This is a genomic window from Vibrio sp. R15-SG3-ISO1A (assembly GCF_059833955.1).
This window is the reverse complement of the sequence record NZ_JCBDGH010000033.1, coordinates 9768-30844: the sequence shown is the minus strand read 5'-3', so window position 1 is coordinate 30844 and position 21077 is coordinate 9768. Positions and strand designations below refer to the sequence as shown.

Below are 21077 nucleotides of genomic sequence, written 5' to 3'. Positions count from 1 at the left end.
AGAGCAGTTAGTAGGGGCGCACGTTCGGCTCAATGAAACCACTAAGCAGCGCGGCAATTAACAAAATGACCGCGAGAGCAGAGAGGAACACGCGTCGCCCCAAATAGTGACTCATGGGTTTGTTGTCTTCTTTGGAGGTGTCTTGGCGCGGGCCTTTGACCATCTCAATTAATGCAAGGCCAAGATTAAACAGAATGAACAGTAGTAAGAGAACGAGCAGCAGTTTAAACAAAAAAATCATCCGAGATTCCTTACGTCGCCGGTTTTATACCCGAGGCTTTGCGTTGATGGTTCTGTTAACTGTGGTTGCCTTTTGCTTTTTGGTCAAACTTGGCTTGTGGCAGCTCTCGCGAGCAGAAGAAAAAGCGCAGATCGCGCAAAGCGTCGCAGAGCATTTGCAGCAAGGCCCTGTCGCACTCAGTGCCTTGTCTCAAGTGCAGAGAGCGCAGCCAACCGGTGTGATGGTGCATTTCGATTACACCCCCATCGCAGGAAAAACCGTCTTGCTCGACAATCAGTCATACCAAGGCAAGGTTGGCTACTTAGCGATTCAATTGGTGGATGTGCGTGGTGTGGATGAGCATCTGTTGGTCGAACGCGGTTGGGTGGAAGCAAAAGCAACGCGAGATGTATTACCTGAGGTGGAGTGGTTGAACGAGCCCGGTTCGATGAGCGCAAGGCTGTATCAGAAATCGTTCAACCCGCTAAGCAATGAGCTGTATTACGAAGCGGGCAACCCCGCACGGGTGCAAAACATCAATACAGAGGCGCTTGCCAAACAGTGGGCTGCACCGATGGCGACATTTATCGCGCAACCTACCTCTTGGTCTATAGATGTAACAACTGGGGAAAGTTGGCCCTACCCTCAGCCGTGGCAACCCATATCGATGAGCCCAGAGAAGCATTTGGGTTACGCCGTGCAATGGTTCTCTATGGCGCTGGCTTTGCTACTGATTGTCTCACTGCTGCTGTTTCGTACCATCAAAAGAACGCTTGCAGAGGTCAAGGCGCATCATCGCAGCCTAGACTCTACTCACAAGGAGGTGTCGCATGACTCATGCCGCTAAAATGGGAACCCCGAATTCGGTCGATACACGTCGTGTCACCCGAGGGCGCTTGACGCTGATCGCGTTGGTGCTGTTTTTCACTCTCCCCGTGATTGCCGCCAAGGCGATTTTGGTCAAGCAGTGGTACAACTCGGGCGTGACCAATCAAGGGACTCTAATCGAACCGCTCACCACCTTTGAGTCGCTCGGTGTCGCCAATCCTTTTCAGCATAAACAGTGGCAACTGGGCTACGTCTTGCCGAGCGAATGTGAGGCGCGATGCCAACAGCAAATTCATCTTCTTGGTCAAACTCACATTGCACTAGGAAAATATCAAGAACGCGTCGCCCCAGTATTGCTGCGCACCGATAAAAGCGCACCGTACCTAGAAGAGCACGTGCTGACCAGCATTGCGATCAATGAGGCGTTTCATCAAGTGGTCGGGGACTTTGAGTATGTGATTATCGACCCATTGGGGCAGCTAGTGATGCGTTATCCGCCAGAGCAAGATCTCGCCCAACTACCCGCGCAAAGCAAAGGCTTACTGGCGGATTTGCGCAAATTGCTCAAGCTGTCTCGGGTCGGGTAAGAGGGGAAGTATGATTACATTACTAAGAGCCAGTTTACTGCTCACCTTGATGGTCATTCTTCTTGGTGCCTATACTCGTTTGGCTGACGCAGGACTCGGGTGTCCGGATTGGCCCGGTTGTTACGGCCATTTAACGGTGCCCAATGAAAGCCACGAGCTAGCCAAAGCGAGCGCGCTTTACCCTGAACTCACGGTAGAAGCCGACAAGGCGTGGCTTGAGATGATCCATCGTTACTTTGCCGGCAGCCTTGGCTTGCTGGTGTTTGCCATCGCCTACCTTGGCTTGAAGCATCGAGCGTTACCTGTTGGGCTGTCTCTCGCACTCCCTGCCGTGATTGTGTTTCAAGCGTTACTGGGGATGTGGACGGTTACGATGAAGCTGATGCCGATTGTCGTTATGGGGCACCTGCTTGGTGGTTTTACGTTGTTTAGCCTGCTCTGTTTGAGCTATTGGCATGTGACTCGTTATCCGTTGGCACACCGACTGGGTGACATTTCAGTATCTCGTGGACTGCGCTGGCTGGCAGGGAGCACGGCATTGGTAGTGGTAGCGCAGGTGGCATTAGGGGGATGGACCTCATCAAATTACGCCGCGCTGATGTGTACTTCTCTGCCGATTTGTGAGGGAAACTGGACACAATATTTGGATTTTGAGACGGCCTTTGAGCTTATCCAGCCCAAGAGTGAGAGTTACGAATTCGGTACTCTCGACTATGGCGCGCGAATGACGATTCATGTCACGCATCGTTTTGGTGCCATGCTGGTGACGCTGTCTGTTCTCGCGTTGGTGGTCGCGCTTAAGCGTTATCGTAATACGGAGTTTACCCGCTGTGCCCATTGGCTACTTGGGCTGTTGGTCCTTCAAATCGTACTGGGAGTAAGTAACGTACTGCTCAGTTTACCTTTGGCTATTGCCGTTGCGCACAACCTTGGCGCAGCGCTGCTGTTGGTCGCCACGTTGAGAGCCAATTACTTGCTGAGCCAAGTCAGTGCGCCAAAGAAAGCGACGCAGCGCATTAGCCCGAGAATCGCCGCGTCTGTGAGGACGCAACCCCCAAAGCGCCCGTCAGTGATTGACATTAAGGAGAGTGCTCATGAGTAAAACCGCGACGTTTACCTCCAGCGCGGAGAAATCACTCGCGCATCACTATTTCACGCTCACTAAACCGAAAGTGGTGGCGCTGATGCTGCTTACCGCGCTGGTGGGGATGTGTTTGGCCGTGGAAGGCTCACTACCCATACAGCAAACGGTGCTTGGGTTGGTCGGCATCGCCTTGATGGCGGGTTCAGCAGCGGCGTTTAATCACCTGGTCGATCGCCGAATTGACGCGATTATGGCGCGTACTTATCAAAGACCTCTGCCCTCTGGTCGCATCAAGGCGGTCAATGTATTTGTGTTCGCCTTTGCTCTTGGCGCCGTGGGGATGGGGGTGTTGCTCTTTGGCGTCAACGCACTCACGGCTTGGCTGACGTTAGCGAGCCTTCTGGGTTACGCGGTGGTTTACACGCTCTACCTTAAACGTGCGACACCGCAAAACATTGTTATCGCAGGCATCGCCGGCGCTATGCCTCCCTTACTTGGTTGGACGGCGGTCACCGGTGAGATGCACGCACACGCTTGGTTACTGGTGATGATCATCTTCATCTGGACCCCGCCTCATTTTTGGGCGCTGGCTATCCATCGCAAAGCGGATTATGCCAAAGCCGACATCCCCATGCTCCCTGTGACCCATGGCGAGGAGTACACCAAAACCTCGATCTTGCTCTATACCGTGCTGTTGACATTGGTGTGCTTAATGCCTGCCTTAGTCGGTATGGCAGGCACCATGTATTGGGTCGGGGCAACTCTGCTCTGCCTCGGCTTTGTTGCTCATGCCTGGAAACTGAAATTCGCTCCCACCGACAAATCAGCCATTGAGACGTTTAAGTACTCAATCTATCAGTTAATGCTGCTGTTTCTGCTACTTTTAGTTGATCATTACTGGATGTAAATATTAATGAACGGTCGGTGTAAATTTTAAAATTAGATATAATATTGCCTTTTAAATAAAATAATGCTTGCAAGCCTTGTTTTTGGCAGATAAGTTACTGGGAACAGAGTGACGAGAGATTGAACATTTTTGCATCACTGTCTTTGATGCTGTGTTCAGGCCAAGAAAATAGGAAGAAGTAAGCGATGTTTCAAACTGATGATGTACGAATTAACCAAGTAAAAGAGTTATTACCCCCTGTTGCTGTTTTAGAGAAGTTTCCGGCGACTGAGTCTGCTTCTTCAACCACGTTTCGTTCGCGTGAAGCGATTTCTAATATTTTAAAAGGCGATGATGACCGTTTGTTGGTCATCATCGGGCCTTGTTCTATTCATGATCCTGAAGCGGCGCTAGAATATGGTCAGCGTCTTAAAGTTCTGCGCGATGAGTTAGGCGATCGTCTTGAAGTCGTGATGCGCGTTTATTTTGAGAAACCGCGTACCACCGTTGGCTGGAAAGGCTTGATCAACGACCCGTACTTGAATGACTCATTTGCGATCAATGATGGTTTGCGTATGGGGCGTAAATTACTGTTGGATTTGACCGACATGGGCATGCCCACCGCAAGCGAATTTTTAGACATGATCACCCCGCAGTATGTGGCGGATTTGATCAGCTGGGGTGCGATTGGCGCACGTACGACAGAGTCGCAAGTGCACCGTGAACTCGCCTCGGGTCTCTCATGCCCGGTTGGGTTTAAGAACGGCACGGATGGCAACATCAAGATCGCGTCTGATGCAATTCGAAGCGCTGGCGCATCGCACCACTTCCTTTCGGTGACCAAATTTGGCCATTCAGCCATTGTCGAGACAGCAGGCAACCCAGATTGCCACATTATTTTGCGTGGTGGTAAAGAGCCAAACTACAGCGCCGATCACGTCGGCACCATCAAAGCGGAGCTGGAAGCCTCAGGGTTGCCACAGAAAGTGATGATCGACTTTAGCCATGCGAACAGTTCAAAGCAGTACCAAAACCAGATGGTTGTAGCAGAGGACGTGGCAGGACAAATTGCAGGCGGTGAAGACGCAGTATTTGGTGTGATGATTGAATCTCACCTTGTGGAAGGTCGCCAAGATTTGGTGGCGGGCTGTGAGCTGACGTATGGTCAATCGATTACCGATGCGTGTATTGGTTGGGATGACACCGAGAAGGTACTGCGCCAACTCGCTCAAGCGGTCGAAACGCGTCGTAATAACCGTTAATTCTCACCTTCTTGAACTCTTTCCAAGAAAAACGGGCTCCGCGGAGCCCGTTTGCTTTTCTATTGCACGCGCTAATGTGCGTTAGCGGCTAATGCTCTCATTCACTCTTTACTCGCGCTTGGTGCCGACAAAGGCAACAACGACCTTGTCGTCCCCTAAGGTGCGAGAGAAGACGTACTCTTGGTTGTTGTCAATCACGCGGTGTACTCCGCCGCCAATCGCTGGGTGATTCTGACGAAATTGACCCACACGTTGCCAGTGTGCAAGAAGTGCCTGGCGCTCTTTATCCAGTGTCCAAAGCATGTCTGAGCGTGTCCCTTGATGGAAGTCATCGGCATAAGGGCCTATTTCGCGTCCCACTTCATCGCCGTAATAGACTTGGACCGCCCCCGGGCTGAGCAGCAGCGCGTTGGCTGCACTGCGCTGCACATCAAGCGAGTTGAAACGGCTGAAAAACAGTTCGGTATCGTGTGATGACATGTAGCTCACCGGGGTAAAGTCCGGCGTTTCTTGCATGGAATCTGCGTAGTTTTGATAGGTGCTTTGCATCTTGCTAAAGCAGGCGGCGCCCTTATCCATTTTCTTTTGTAGATCAAAGTTGATTAGGGCATCAAAGCCTTGATCGGCATAGGGAGAGCGGTAAGCTGAGTGTCCCCAGACTTCACCCATCATCCAAAACGGCTCGCCCGATTGACCATTGGCTTCACGCCACTGCTCTAGACTTGTGCTAGCTTGTTCTTTGAGCCGTTGCCATACTTCGCCCTCGACGTGTTTGACGGTATCAACACGAAAACCATCAATACCAAAACGTTTAACCCAGTCACTCTGCCATTCAATCAGATAATCCGAGACGCGATAATTGTCGCGGCGTTGAACGCGTGTGCCCGGGTTGTCCAATAGCCATTGCGGCGGTGTCACAAATTGTTGTGATTCAGTACGGAAATCAGGTAACCCAGCCAGTGTCATTTCGATGTCGCTGGAGCCCGGTGCAGGGTAGCCCGGTAGGCCCGCTCTGACCCAATCGCCACCCCACCAAGATTGCCATTGTGGGCTGTTGTAATCGATGGCTTGGTGGAAACTGTGCCAGTTCTCATCACCGTTTGGCTGCCAATCTTGCCAAGTGGCCGGCATTTTACCAGCATTGACGACGTCGATGTTGTCGGTTTGCAGATCGGCTAAGGTGGCGTACCCCGAATGGTTGATCACGGCATCGAGGAAAATCTTCATACCGCGTTTGTGGGCTTCGGCGACTAACGTTTTCAGATCGTCCTCTTGCCCAAAGTTGGCGTCAATTTTCGTGAAATCACGAGTCCAGTAGCCGTGATAACTGTAAAACGGGAAGCTGCCCTTTTCGCCGCCCCCCACAAAGCCATGCACCTGTTCTACTATGGGCGACAGCCAAATCACATCCGTTCCTAGGCTTTGAATGTAATCGAGTTTTTCTATCACTCCTTTAAGATCGCCGCCGTGGAAGGTGCCCACTTCATCTTTGCCATCCTTGCGACGACCGTAGCTGGCATCATTACTGGTATCGCCGTTGTGGAACCTGTCCACCATAGCGAAATAGATGTTGGCGTTACGATAGGTAAAGTCTCGCTCTACTGGCTCGGTGAGCACTGGTTCAAGGAGTAGGACGCCACCACTGTTCTCACTAGGTTCGAGTGAGACTTGGCCGTCGCGAACGGTGACGATTTGACCGCTTAAGGCCTCTTTTAGCTCGATACCATCGGGGAAGGTGTCACCTAAGTTTAGTGTGACGGGGCCACCCACGTATTGACGACAATTCACATCCGGCAGTGGTCGTTTGAACGTTGTAGTGGTGTTTTTCTTCGCTTCGCGGGCGATCACCAATGTATTTGCTTCGGCGTCGTATTCGAAGGAGTAATCACCGCTAAAGCGGATGTTGACGGGCAGAGTCGTTGCCGTTTGACAGTTCAGGGCAATCGGCTGCCTAAACTTGACCTGCTCGAGGTTTGTGGTGGGGCAGTCACCACCGGTAGCGGAAATGTGTAGCGTATACTCTTGCTTGGGCAGCGGTAGGACCAAGAGCGTATCGCTATTGAGAGGAAAATCTCGGCTGGTGGTTGTGGTTGAGAGAGTGAGCGTGGGTGACGCGAATGCAGTCGCACTCAACAGCCCACCAATCACTATGCAGTGTGGTTGATATCGTTTCACGTTCTGTCCTTGTTGTTTTTTTAGACAGAATACTGCGAACGAAGCGGCGCCACATCCTACCCCCGATCTACGCCCTAAATTTTGCTCTTAGTCACAGTTCTTTCGGGCTGTGACGATGAAGAAATTGCAGCATTGCCGCCTGGTCAAGATAGCCATCGGATTTCTTATGGGCGCGTAAATATTGGTATGCCGCGATCACTTTGCGATGTTGCTCGATGGGCTCTGGTGTTTGGCCCATGACGGTCTCATACGCCATGGTGTAGGCAGGCATATCGACCACTTCCGCTTGCCTGTAGAGATATCCGCACCCTGTGGCTAACCACTCCAGTGAGCAGTTGGCTTTCATCGCGATTTGATTCGCTTTGGCCAAGCTAGGTTCGCTGCCTTTGAGGTATTTGCGAATCAGAGCTTCGGAGAGCTCGACCCGACGCGCAAAACCAGAAATGGACTCTTCACCGATGAGGGCTTGAAGACGCAGTGCAAAACTCATTTTCGTACTCCAGTTCGAAATTCTGCACAGTATACGTTGTAGGTTGAAACAAACAAGAATAGGGTAGAAGCGTTCTTTTTTTAGGAGGTAAAAGATGGTGTCTAAAGTAACAATTGCGCCGCAGGGGCCCGAATTTTCACAGATGATTCAAGGCTACTGGCGTTTAGCAGAATGGGGTATGACGCCGCAAGAGCGTTTGACGTTCCTTAAGCAGCACATTGAGCTAGGCGTAACCACGGTAGACCATGCGGACATTTACGGTGGCTACGAGTGTGAGCAGCTGTTTGGTGAAGCGTTGAAGTTGGATCCTTGTGTACGTGACCAAATTGAGATAGTCACTAAGTGCGATATTAACCTATGCGTGGATAAGTTCCCGCAGCGTAAAGTGAACCACTACGACACCAGTGCGGCCCACATTTACCAATCAGTGAATAATTCACTGGAGCGTTTGGCAGTGGAGCAGATTGATGTATTGCTGATCCATCGTCCAGATGCCTTGATGGACGCAGACGAAGTGGCAGAGGCTTTTGCTGAGCTGCGCAAAGTGGGCAAAGTGAAGCACTTTGGTGTATCGAACTTTTCTCCTCGTCAGTTCGAACTGCTGCAATCGCGCGTTTCTCAGCCTCTGGTGACCAATCAGGTGGAAATTAACCCACTCAATTTTGATGTTGTCCATGACGGCACCCTAGATCAAATGCAAATGCTTCGCACGCTACCGATGGCGTGGTCTTGTCTTGGTGGAGGCAGCATTTTCAGCGGGGACACAGAGCAAGCAGCTCGCGTACGTGATGAACTGGAAGCGATCCGCGCTGAAATCGGCGCAAGCAGCATCGATCAAGTGATTTACGCCTGGGTACGTCGTCTACCGTCGAACCCACTCCCTATTATCGGCTCAGGCAAAATTGAGCGAGTGAAATCAGCCGTCGAGTCACTTCAGTTCGAGCTGACACGTGAGCAGTGGTATCGTGTTTGGGTTGCATCGAAAGGTCATGGTGTGCCATAGAAATCGCAAAAGAATAATAATAATGAGAAGGGAGTCAGCATTTGCTGGCTCTTTTTATTTTATCGTCTCCTATACTGAAAGTGCCTCATGTCATTGTTGAGACTGTGGCGAAAAAGCTCAATCTTTGCTTACTCTCGCTGTGAGATTGAGTGATGATGTTAGATGTGCATGTTTTTTGCTTCTCTAAAATTACAACTCTAATAATAAATTCTCGTTTCAGTCAGTTCGCTCTAGTGCAACACCCGTATCCACGTCAAAGACGTGGGACGCTAATTCACAAAGGGAAATGTTATGGACGTAGAAGTCATTCGCCAGCCAAGTCGTGTCAAAGAAGTGAATGGTGATGTCGTGATCGCCTCGCCCAACGGGGAGGCGCGCAAAGCGCAAGTCGGTGAGAATATCAACATCGGTGAGATGATCATTACCGCTCAAGGTGGGACGCTCGTTCTCGAAGACGTATCAGAAACACTGTTTATTGATGAAAATTGCGTCAGCTGCATAGAACCAGGTGACGGATTTGGTTGGGCAACCGCGCCAGTCAGCGGCGACATTCAGGTTGATGATGCGCTACTTGGTGAAGGGGCACTGAGCGGTGATGAATTGGCGGCCATTCAAGAGGCTATTCTTGCGGGCGCTGACCCGACGGCGATTTTAGAAGCCACGGCAGCGGGTGCAGGGACGAGTGGCTCAGCCAACGGAGGCTTCATTACTATCGCGTACAATAACCCTGAAGTACTGGCGAGCACCTTTTTCGAAACCGCGGGTTTCAATGCTCAGGCCCAGTCTGAAACGCAAGACACTGGACGCCGCTTTCAATTTTCTCAAGGTGTCGAGAGCGTAGCAACCACCCTGCCTGAAGGTTCGTTATCTCTCGGGACCTATCCTGCCACTATTGTCAGCAGCACTCTCATTACTGCCGGGGATCTTACTCTCGATCCCGAGTCTTTTGTTCCTGAGACCTCATCCATAGCCGCGCTACTCACAGAACTCAATAGTGATATCACCTCGAATGGCGGGGATGTCCAGTTTTCCTATAATGACTCGCAAAATGCAATTGTTGGTGTCAATGAGCAAGGGGAAGTATTACGCATTGACATTAACGCGGCCAATATTGGTCGAGACATCAATCTGGAGATCACCACAACGCTGAGCCAACCGATCGATCATCTTCCGTCAGTGGCGGGAGGTTTGGTGGCGTTTAATGATGACCAAATCACGATCAACATTGAGATTCAGGGAGCGGATACTTTAGGTAACCTATTGCGCTCACCTATCAGTGTGAGTACGGCGATCAGTGACGGTGAGGCGCCGACACTGTCTCCTATCGACGGTAAAACGGCACTAGAATCAAGTTTGGCGACGGGAACGGAGGCAGGCAGTGTTAGCCCGATTGTAACGGGATCGATAGCCGGTCAGCTTGGCAGTGATCAAGTGGTGGATGTACGTCTGGACGTCGAGGCATTCAACCAGAGTCAGCAGACCAATGGTCTCACCTCTGCAGGGCAAATCGTGACTCTTGAGGCTAACCCGTCGCAACCGGGTGAGTATGTTGGATTTGTCATACAAGGTGAGGAGCGAGTCGATGTCTTTTCTCTCATCATTGAGAGCGTCAGCAACCTGAGTTCTGGCGGCTTTGAAGTCGCGTATCAATTCGAACTGCTTGCGCCACTTGACCATTCAGAGCAGGGCAAAGACGACGTTTTAGTTTCATTGCCTGTTTTCGCGATTGATGCCGATAACGATACTACCGCCAATAGCAACTTAGTCATTGCCGTCGTGGATGATGTTCCTTTGGTATCTGATGCGAAGATTGTGGTGACCGAACCGGATGTTCAATATGGCAACGAATCTCAGTCTATCACTCTCATCAGCGCCTCGGGCGCCGAGCAAGGCGTGGTGACGCAATTCACCTTTGATGGCGGCGACCCGATTCCGTTAGTCGACGGTCAAAGTGAATACTTGGTCACCGACGGTAAGGTGATCGTCTCTGCCGATGGCACACTCTCGTTTGCGCCAGACAGAAACATCGATCACTCAGCCAGTGACGTGGTTAGCCACACCTTAGTGGCGACCATTGAAGATGGCGATGGTGACGTGTTGACCAGCACGGTGATTATCGATATTAAAGATGGTAATGACCCTGTCATCACTCAAATCGAGACGGCGCAAGTGTCAGAATCCGGTTTAACGGGCGGCACCGAAGACGGCCAAGCTGCCGTGCAAGACAGTGGTACCATCACTATCGATGTGGGCAGTGATGACATTGCCGCGCTGACACTCGATATCACGCGCTTTACCGAGCAATCGACATTGAAAGCGCAAGGGCAAACCGTGCGCTTGATAGAAGACTCTGATGTGCCCGGTCAATACCTGGGAGTGATTACCGTTGACGGGCAAGATGTGCCTGTTTTTGCGGTCGCGCTCGATCAAGCCACCCTTAAAGATTACACCTTTACCTTGCTCAGACCGCTCGATCACAGCGGTGATAATGATGAGAGCTTGGTGATTAACTTGCCGGTGGTCGCGGTGGACAGCGATGGTGATGAATCAGCATCGGTGAATCTCGCGATCACCGTCAATGACGACATGCAGACGGTGGTGGATGGCGAGATAAAGGTCACCGAGCCCGATACGCAGTACGATAACGAATCACAGCCTATTACTCTCATCAGTGCGCCGGGCGCGGAGCAAGGCGTGGTTACGCAATTCACCTTTGATGGCGGTGACCCGATTACGTTAGTCGACGGTCAAAGTGAGTATGTCGTTACCGACGGTAAAGTGATCGTCTCTGCCGATGGCACGCTCTCGTTTGCGCCAGATAGAAACATCGATCACTCAGCCAGTGACGTGGTGAGCCACACCTTAGTGGCGACCATTGAAGATGGCGATGGTGACGTGCTGACCAGTACGGTTACTATCGATATTAAAGATGGTAATGACCCTGTCATCACTCAAATCGAGACGGCGCAAGTGTCAGAGTCCGGTTTAACGGGCGGCACTGAAGACGGCCAAGCCGCGGTGCAAGACAGCGGCACCATCACTATCGATGTGGGCAGTGATGACATTACCGCGCTGAAACTCGATATCACGCGCTTTACCGAGCAATCGACATTGAAAGCGCAAGGGCAAACGGTGCGCTTGATAGAAGACTCTGATGTGCCCGGTCAATATCTGGGGGTGATCACCGTTGACGGGCAAGATGTGCCTGTTTTTGAGGTCGCGCTCGATCAAACCACCCTTAAAGATTACACCTTTACCTTGCTCAGACCGCTCGATCACAGCGGTGATAATGATGAGAGCTTGGTGATTAACTTGCCGGTGGTCGCGGTGGACAGTGATGGTGATGAATCAGCATCGGTGAATCTCGCGATCACCGTCAATGACGACATTCAGACGGTGGTTAACGGCGAGATAAAGGTCACCGAGCCCGATACGCAGTACGATAACGAATCACAGCCGATTACGCTCATCAGTGCGTCGGGCGCTGAACAAGGCGTGGTGACGCAATTCACCTTTGATGGTGGCGACGCGATCACGCTGGTTGAGGGGCAAAATGAATACTTGGTCACCGATGGCAAAGTGATCGTCTCTGCTGATGGCACACTCTCTTTTGCACCTGATAGAAACATCGACCACTCAACCAGTGACGTGGTGAGCCATACCTTAATCGCGACCATTGAAGATGGCGATGGTGACGTGTTGACCAGTACGGTCACTATCGATATTCGCGATGGGAATGACCCTATCATCACTCAAATCGAGACCGCGCAAGTCTCAGAATCTGGGTTAACCGGTGGCACGCAAGCAGGCCAAGCTGCGGTGCAAGATAGCGGCAAAATCACCATCGATGTCGGCAGTGATGACATTACCGCGCTGACACTCGATATCACGCGCTTTACCGAGCAATCGACATTGAAAGCGCAAGGGCAAACGGTGCGCTTGATAGAAGACTCTGATGTACCCGGTCAATACCTGGGAGTGATTACCGTTGACGGGCAAGATGTGCCTGTTTTTGAGGTCGCGCTCGATCAAGCCACCCTTAAAGACTACACCTTTACCTTGCTCAGACCGCTCGATCACAGCGGTGATAATGATGAGAGCTTGGTGATTAATTTGCCGGTGGTCGCGGTGGACAGCGATGGTGATGAATCAGCATCGGTGAATCTCGCGATCACAGTGAATGACGACATTCAGACGGTGGTAGATGGCGAGATAAAGGTCACCGAGCCTGATACGCAGTACGATAACGAATCACAGCCGATTACGCTCATCAGTGCGTCGGGCGCCGAGCAAGGCGTGGTAACGCAATTCACCTTTGATGGCGGTGACCCGATCACGTTAGTGGACGGTCAAAGTGAGTATGCCGTTACCGACGGCAAAGTGATTGTGTCTGCCGATGGCACACTCTCGTTTGCGCCAGATAGAAACATCGATCACTCAACCAGTGACGTGGTGAGCCACACCTTAGTGGCGACCATTGAAGATGGCGATGGTGACGTGTTGACCAGCACGGTCACTATCGACATAGAAGATGGCAACCTTCCTGTGATCACTCAAGTGTCTGGTGGCAGTGTCTTTGAAGCGGGACTTTCCAGCGGTTCTGGAGGAGAGAATACGAATCTCGACGTCAGAGGTACCGTTACCATGACGACAGGCAGTGATGATATTGCCAAGCTGGCGTTTGATTTGGAGCAGTTCAATGATCTCAATAACGAAGGTATCTACGCCTCGGGTCAACGTATTAGGGTCGAAGAAAAGTCTGCTGAGCCAGGCAGTTATGTAGGCTATATCGAACTTGATGGTGAAAAGCTACCCATATTTGAGCTGGATTTAGGTCAGCCGTCGCTGAGTGACTATCACTTCACCTTACTGGCTAATATCGATCACACCGTGCAAGGCCTTGATAGCCAAATCATTGCTTTACCTATTGTCGCGATAGATGCTGATGGTGACGCGTCTTCAAGCGCAGACATTGAAATCAGTGTCACCGATGATATTGCCAGTATCGACGGGTTAAGTAATACCAGCGAGTGGAATGTCGAAGAAGCCAATATTGAGGGCAGTGGTGCATGGGTCGAAGGGCAACTGGAATATACGCAGGGCGCGGATGGCGTGGTGAGTTTTGCGCTCAGCAATCTCGCTCAGACTCAAAGTGGCCTGACTTCGGGCGGTACTCCTGTCGTCATTCAACTGATTGAAGGCGCAGATGGTACGACAAGCTATCAAGGTATCGCCAATCAGCAACCAGTCTTTACTTTAGTTCTTGGTGATGACGGCAGTTATCGCTATCAGCAACTGAGGGCTTTAGACCATGCTGAAGACTCCAATGTTCTGACCATTCCTTTTGATGTGGTAGCTGTGGACGGCGATGGGGATCGCTCTTCTGCATTTCGTCTCGGAATCAATGTTGCGGATGACGCACCCACTTTAAATGATTGGAGTGGGGGCAATGCCGTCGATGAAGATGACATTGAGTCTATTGGTTCAGATCAAAGTGATTCCAGTCGCGTCTCGGGGCAGTTTGCTGTCGATGACGGTGTGGATGGTGTCACCGAGTATCGATTAATGGACGCGGACGCCATTTTGGCCAGTGTCAGTTCGGGTGAAGACGCTTTAGTCTGGCAAGATGTGATTAACACTGGCTCCACATGGAGCTACACCGCCGTCACAGCAACCAATGCCACCCCGGTTTTCCGAATCATATTTGATACGCAAGATGACAGTTACGCGTTCGAGTTGTTGGGGCCAATTGATCATCCGGTCGCAACCAGTGAAGACGATGTGACACTCTACTTCACTGTAGCAGCGGTAGATTATGATCACGATGCAAGTAACGTACTGACATTGCCGATTGTGATTACTGATGATATTCCAACCTTGGCTGACCAATCCATCACCAAAGTAGAAGGCAGCGGGTTCGGCCGTACGAGCGTCAACTTCTTTGACCAGATAACGGACCAAGGGGCTGATAGTGCTGAACTAACGCGCCTAGAAGGCGGAGTCAGTGGAGATGGCAATCCGATCGTATTTAGAGTCTCAGCCAATACCTATGAAAGCGCCATTGAACTATCAAGTGGGCAACAAACCGTGCGAGTGTTTGAGCAGCTAGGTGGGGATGACGCCCCCAGACAGTTAGGTGTGCTGCGTATTAACAGCGATGGTTCGGTTCAGTTTAAAGCCAACGGTTATTTGGATCATGATGGTGACGACATCACGTTCAGTGTCCATGCCATTGCGACTGATGGCGATGACGATATCGATCAAGCGACGTTAGATGTCACCATCACAGACAGAAACGCCCGCACGATCAATTTAAATGTCACCACCTTTGAAGATGCCGGTCGAGATGCATCTATTGTTTACGCCGCTGGTGATGAGCCCGAGCGCGAGAACATCAATGACAATCAATCTGAGCTTGATAATGCACCGACCAAATTGAGCGTGCAGGTCAATCTCTATGATGTCGATAATGACGAGTCGATTGGCGCGTTGACCATCATTGGTGGTAATTACGCAGGGACATTCTATTACCAAGACAGTACCGGTGTATTCCACGCTATTAAACAGGATACGGATGGAAAACTGCGTTTAGATGGCAGTGAACTGGTGCAGAGCCAAGCTCAAGATGGCAACAATGTCATTGCCACTATTGATAACCTCTACTTTGTGCCTGATCGTAACTTAGCCACCAATGGCAATATGACTGTGCGGTATTCACTGGATATTCTCAATGGTACCGAAGTTGATCACAGCGTGAATGGCCGAATCCGAATAGACGTTCAGTCGGTTGCAGACATCGCTGTTTGGGATGAAGCAAATAGCATCGTTCACTATGAAGTGCTTGAGGATGATAGCAACGTCACACTCAAACTACACGCCCAGACCCAAGACACCAGTGCACCAGAGACCATTACCTATGAACTTCGAGCAGTGACGGGAGACTTCGAACTGCTCGATAAAGGCGGTCAGCCGCTGACGGCAAATAGTGAGGGTGTTTATCTTGTATCTTCCAGCGATATCAACTCGATTCAGATTGATCCTGCGGAGCACTTTTCGGGGCAAATTCAACTGAGTGTGGTTGCAATCAGTGAAGAAGAGGTGAATCCATACATCGTCGGTTCTGTCGATAAGTCGACGGCGCGATCCGAGGCGAAAACCATTACTATCGATGTGGCGCCACATGCCGATACTGGCACACTCAAAGTGAGCCGGATTCGCATCAATGAAGACAACATCGCAGACCCAGACAATACCGATCTGCAAGGCAATCGTGATCCATTGACGTTGGATGAGGTGATTGAAATGTTGCCTTCGGCAGACGCAGATGGCTCTGAAGCGCTCTTCGTGCGTATCGCCAATATTACCCAAGGCGCATCGTTGGTTTGGGCTGGTACAGGCGACAGCCCAATTGTGGAGATCAACGTCGATGGCGTAACGTACCAAGAGATCCCATATGCCGTTATTTCACAGGTTGAAGTCGTGCCCGCTGCGCACAGCAATGAAGATTTTCGCTTTGAAGTGACCGGCGTCGTGAGAGATAGTGCGTCACTGTCTGATGACGCAACGTTGAGTGCTACTCACGACACCTACATTGGGCCTAAAGTGGTCAATGTTGAAGTGAAAGGGGTGGCCGATATCCCGATACTTAACGACCAATTTGATTCGGGCTGGGTGGCGTTAAGCGACAATGGCCAACTGCGTATCGAAACGACCATTGAAGAGAGTCAGGATGCGCGCAATTTTGCTCAGCTCGATTTTGAAGTGCTCTCAGGAGAGAAGGCGCAAGCGCTGACGGAGAACTCAGAGACGCTCAGTGTGATTTTGTCGAACATTCCACAAGGGGTGGTAATCGAGGATACGGAGGGGAGTGTTATTGACTTAAACTTCGTCGGTTATGTGGATGGTCAACCTAGCTACGAGGCGAACATTACCGGTGCGATCAATGATTCTGGTATCGTTATTCGCCCTGTCGATTCTTCAACCCAAAATATCGATATTACCGCCACCATTGTCGTCACAGAAAACGATGGTCACAGCTTAAGTTTTGATACTGACATTCGCGTTAATGTCGCCCCTGTCATTGATGCCTCAGAGCAATACACCAACCGCTCGGTGGGCAATGAGGATTCAGCTATTAATATCGATTGGCACCCCAACGGGAGCGACTATATTGATAGCGATGAGCACTTTACGTCGATCACGATCACTGGTATTCCAAGCGGAGCGATGATTAACGTCAACAACCCAGACGTCAATGTCGATGTGACACAAGACGCCAATGGGGTAAGTACTTTGGTCGTCACGCCTAACGGACTTAGCCATGGGGCGTTCACTCAAGTCGCGTTGGAAGCGGACTTTATTCAAATCACCCCTGCCAAAGATGCCAGTACTAATTTCACGCTTTCGACAAGCGTCGAGATAGAAGAGCGCGATGTCGAATACACCAGTGATGATATTGTCGGTGAAGGCGGTCGTGTTAGCGCGACACTCACAGGCTCAATAGACGTGGTGGTGCGTCCAGTCGTCGAGCCACAAGATGAAAATAATGGCCTGCGTTTATCTAATGAGCAAGGCGTGGTGTTTGAACCTCTCTCTTTGACTGGGGATGGGCAGCTAAACTATGTGCCGATCGTCGCGACGTCGGGTGCGATTACGTTTACCACTAATCAAGACAATCCTGATCTCAATGGTGAGGTCATCATCTCATACCAAGAAACGGATAACTCGTCGGTCGAGTTGGTCTCTCAAGTGGTGCTTGAACTGAGTTATGTGCCAGACCCTAATAATCCTCTTAAAGATCTAACGTTACCAGACTCTGTACTGGATCAGTTGCTGGTGACAGGGGCGGCCTATGAAGGCAATGGGCGCTGGGTGATCACTGACGAGAGTAATTTCAGTGTCAAAGCACCAGAAGGACTGAACTTCGGTGATATCGATTTAACCGGTACGAATGAGCTCCAGATGACCCTGCACACCCAAGTGGTCGACCCCGGTGATATTGATGCCAATGGTGAACTCTTGGAGCCGAGTGAATCATCGACTGGTGCTCAGCGCTCAACCAGCGTTGTTATCGCTTTTGCAAAACAGATTATTCCGGGAGATGAGGTGGCCGCAGAGATCGCCATCACAGACGATCAGATTGTGACGGCGCAAGAAGATACGGTTGTCAATCTCGGTCAGCAGATGACCACACTGAGCGTGTTGTCGTTGAGCGGCGCTATCGATGGCTCGCCTGATGAGGTCACCTTGGTGTTTGAACCAAGCGTTGAGATAGGAGGTGTTGTTTATCCGATCACGATTCAAGGGGGCGATGTCGATTTCGTTAACGGTAAGTTTGTTTATCAGACGCAATACAATGACGGCGCTTTGGGTTCTATCGATGGGTTGTCGCTTGTGCTGCCAAACGATTACTCCGGTGATTTTCTATTACCGTTTACGGTGATCAGCAAAGATACCACCAGCGGTGATGAAAACGTCGCGTCTGCCAGTGTGATCGTGCAAGTTGCCCCTGTCGCCGATGTGGAGAGTGGTAACAGCGCCAAACCGAGTTTTTCTATCGATGTTCTAGGTTCACTGGATGATGACATGAGCGCGATTGACGCTGATAACAACGGCCAATCCGATGCTATCGGCTATGAAGACAGTTACATTCAGCTTGCCGTCACCCACGCCATTGCTGATCAATTGAACGGTGAGACTGAAGGTGGCCAAGAAACCTTGAATCAAGTGATGTTGACGCTGGCCAATTCTAATGTGGGCGCCTTTTATCAAGTGGTCGATGACGGAACAGGTGGTCAAGTTTATCAATGGGTAGGGACGTCGGTGTCATTTGATCAGCGAGCCATCAATGACGGAGCATTAGATACGTTATTGTTTAAACCAGCGTTAAACTATCCGTCTGCAGATGGCAATAATCAGGTGGTGGTGAATATTAGTGGTGAAGTTGTCGATAGCGCGGTCTTCAATCAGTCACCATCAACCGGAGAGGCAACCGATAGCCAAACGTTCACCACGTCGGTGAGCTTTGAGGTCATGCCAGTGGTTGATGACGTGATCGTGTCAGGGCCTGGAAACTCTGCGGAAACGATAGAGATTGAAGGTAATGAAGATGAGCTGATAGCGCTTAGCGCATCGGGACCGATCGATATTGCGCTCACCGACGATGATGGCTCCGAGCAGTTTGTGTCGATTAAGTTGACTGGGGTACCCGAGGGATTTTTACTGCTTGCCGATGCGGATAGCGACTACAGCGTGAAAAACAACGGCGACGGTGTGTGGAGTGTGCGTTTACCATCGGCGCAGATGACTCATGTGGATTTGAGTGGAATATCACTTCAAGCGCCGAAAGACTTCAGTGGTACGGTGGAGTTCAACCTAACGGTATTTACTCAAGAGTCACTGCTTGGTGTGCCAACGGAAGTGACAGCGCCGCTACCTAAATTTGTCGTTACCGTGAATCCAAGGGGCGATGACGTCGACCTCGACAGCACGGATCGCATCGAAGGCTTGGAAGGAGATAACGTCGATATCGAGGTAGATGCGTCAGTGATCGACAATGTGTACAGCGCCTCAAGCGTTTCAGGGGTAAATGAAAATGGTCCAGAAACCCTGCGCGTTACCGTCACAGATGTGCCTGAAGGCGCGAGCATTTACTATCCCGATGGCGTGACGCTAGCGCAGTTCGACGACGCGACACAGACATGGGTGCTCAATATCAATGCGCAGCATCTAGACAAAATCGTGTTCAATTCAGGTGATCGCAACAGCGATAGCCAAAGTGCGACGGCTATCGATAAGCCGTTGACAGTCAAAGTCCAATCGGTAGATAGCGACGCGCAAGGTGTTGAGGTATTAGGCACTCCGGCTGAGTTTTCGGTGATGCTGCTCATCGATGCAGTAAACGATCAGCCAAGGTTTGTTAATGTTTTGGATGTAGACACCTTAGAAGATACATCGGTGGCACTCAACACTTTGCAGATTGACGATATCGACAGCACGCTTGATGACCCGGATGCTATGTATCATCTCACTCTCAGCGTGGATAAGGGCTCATTGCTGGTGCTCAGTGATGCAGAACTCGTCTATGGCTTGATCACAGTGCAAGGGAGTGACGGTCAATGGATTTTGGAAGGCAAGCTCGCGAACATCAATGCTGCACTTGCGGCGTCTGTGGTCGTCTATCAGCCTGCGGACAATGCGAACGACTTGAATAGTGGTGGTCCTGCTCTCGTCACAGCCGAAGTAAACGATTTAGGTAATTTTGGCTTAGTCGATGATACCAACGCGTCAACCAGTCAGAGTGCACAAACCTCGTTCGCAATTCGAGTCACTGAAGTGAATGATCAGCCTGTCGCGGCCTCGCTGGATCTAGGCACCATGTCTGAAGAAGGCTCGATAGTCATTAGCGCGCAGTCACTGATTGATGCCAGCTCAGATATTGATGGCGATACGCTGAAAGTGGTCAATCTTCAATTGATGGAAGGGGAAGGGAACCTGGTTGCAAGCTCTGACGGTTTATCTTGGACTTTTACCGCAGGTGAAAACTACTCTGGGCCTGTGCGGTTTAGCTACACCATCGAAGACAATGGTCAAACCCAAGGCAATGATGACTTTCTTCAAGATACCGCGGAGCTGCAACTGCATGTTCAAGGCGTGAGTGACATACCGACACTGACTATTGCCCCAGAAAATGAGGCAATCAAACACATCACTGCCAGTCAAAGCGTGAGCAACCAAGGTATTGCGTTGCTCGGTATTGTCGCAGCACTCACCGACAGTAGTGAAGAACTGAGCTTGTTGATTGAGGGAGTACCAGAAGGCGCAGTACTAAGTAGCGACAGCGGTACGGTAGTCAACGAGAGTGGGGATTGGTATGCCAGTGCTGATGCGATTAATTCTCTACAAATACAAAACGTTAGCCTAGGTGAGCATTCCTTGACGTTAACCGCAGTATCGACAGAGATTGAAGAGGACATTGGCATCGACAGCGCTTTCTCTGAACCCATCGAGTTGTCACTGACGGTGGTAGAGGAGGCCAGTGACATTGATGGCTCTTCACAAACCCGTCCTCAGTGGATCATTGCAGGTGACCAAGATACTCAACTGGTCGGGGGCAGTGGTGATGACATCATTGTCAGTGGTTTAGGTTCTGATATTCTCACCGGTGGTCCGGGAATGGACACCTTTGTGTGGAACAGCATTGAAGATGGCGCGGCAGATACGGTCACGGATCTCAATATCGCAGAGGGCGACAGGATTGATTTGAGGGAACTGCTCCCTGAGCTTAAAGCCAATCAGGTGGATATGGATGTGCTGCTCGGTCATATCAATGCCAGACTGGTCGATGATGATGATATCGAGCTGGAGATCCATCCCGATGGAGAAAACGGTGCGCGTCAAACTGTGACATTAAAAGATCTTGGTCAGCAAATCAGTTTTGCTGAGATGGACTCATCGCAGATTGTCTCCACCCTAATTGAGCGCAATGTGATCATGCACGATTAGCGTCATTAAGCTAGCCAACCGAAAGATTGGCTAGCTTG

General features: G+C 50.7%; 10 protein-coding genes. 7 read left to right on the top strand and 3 right to left on the bottom strand.

The genetic code is table 11. From position 1 onward, the window contains the following. Nucleotides 1-7: 7 nt before the first annotated feature. The gene (locus AC6R0L_RS05065; protein ID WP_487902182.1) at nt 8-241 is read right to left on the bottom strand and encodes a DUF2909 family protein; all 234 of its coding nucleotides are present in this window, start codon (nt 239-241) and stop codon (nt 8-10) included. Between the two features lie 46 nt (nt 242-287). Here AC6R0L_RS05065 and AC6R0L_RS05060 point away from each other — a divergent pair, with 46 nt between their 5' ends. The 5 genes from AC6R0L_RS05060 (at nt 288) to aroG (ending at nt 4867) form a co-directional block, all read left to right on the top strand. Next, complete coding sequence (locus AC6R0L_RS05060) at nt 288-1067, top strand: SURF1 family protein (protein WP_500628469.1); 780 nt, start codon at nt 288-290, stop codon at nt 1065-1067. Beyond that, on the top strand, nt 1051-1635 hold the full coding sequence (locus AC6R0L_RS05055; RefSeq protein ID WP_500628468.1) for a redox-active disulfide-containing membrane protein: 585 nt from the start codon (nt 1051-1053) through the stop codon (nt 1633-1635). Before AC6R0L_RS05060 ends, AC6R0L_RS05055 begins: the two co-directional genes overlap by 17 nt. Nucleotides 1636-1645: 10 nt before the next feature. Continuing rightward, nucleotides 1646-2737 carry a COX15/CtaA family protein gene (locus tag AC6R0L_RS05050; protein ID WP_500628467.1) on the top strand — a complete coding sequence of 364 codons (1092 nt, stop codon included), beginning with the start codon at nt 1646-1648 and terminating at the stop codon, nt 2735-2737. Then, nucleotides 2730-3626: a heme o synthase gene (gene cyoE / locus AC6R0L_RS05045; RefSeq protein ID WP_500628466.1), complete on the top strand. Its 897-nt coding sequence runs from the start codon at nt 2730-2732 to the stop codon at nt 3624-3626. Before AC6R0L_RS05050 ends, cyoE begins: the two co-directional genes overlap by 8 nt. A gap of 185 nt (nt 3627-3811) precedes the next feature. After that, on the top strand, nt 3812-4867 hold the full coding sequence (gene aroG, locus AC6R0L_RS05040; protein ID WP_487902187.1) for a 3-deoxy-7-phosphoheptulonate synthase AroG: 1056 nt from the start codon (nt 3812-3814) through the stop codon (nt 4865-4867). A 108-nt stretch (nt 4868-4975) separates the two neighbouring features. Here aroG and AC6R0L_RS05035 read toward each other — a convergent pair whose 3' ends face one another. After that, on the bottom strand, nt 4976-7042 hold the full coding sequence (locus AC6R0L_RS05035) for an alpha-amylase (protein ID WP_500628465.1): 2067 nt from the start codon (nt 7040-7042) through the stop codon (nt 4976-4978). 91 nt (nt 7043-7133) lie between these two features. Then, nucleotides 7134-7532 carry an XRE family transcriptional regulator gene (locus AC6R0L_RS05030; RefSeq protein WP_487902189.1) on the bottom strand — a complete coding sequence of 133 codons (399 nt, stop codon included), beginning with the start codon at nt 7530-7532 and terminating at the stop codon, nt 7134-7136. A gap of 94 nt (nt 7533-7626) precedes the next feature. Between AC6R0L_RS05030 and AC6R0L_RS05025 the strand changes: the two genes are divergently transcribed. Both AC6R0L_RS05025 and AC6R0L_RS05020 read left to right on the top strand, forming a co-directional pair. Further along, on the top strand, nt 7627-8535 hold the full coding sequence (locus tag AC6R0L_RS05025; RefSeq protein ID WP_500628464.1) for an aldo/keto reductase: 909 nt from the start codon (nt 7627-7629) through the stop codon (nt 8533-8535). 291 nt (nt 8536-8826) lie between these two features. After that, nucleotides 8827-21039, top strand: coding sequence for a retention module-containing protein (locus tag AC6R0L_RS05020; protein ID WP_500628463.1), 12213 nt, complete (start codon nt 8827-8829; stop codon nt 21037-21039). Nucleotides 21040-21077 lie beyond the last annotated feature (38 nt).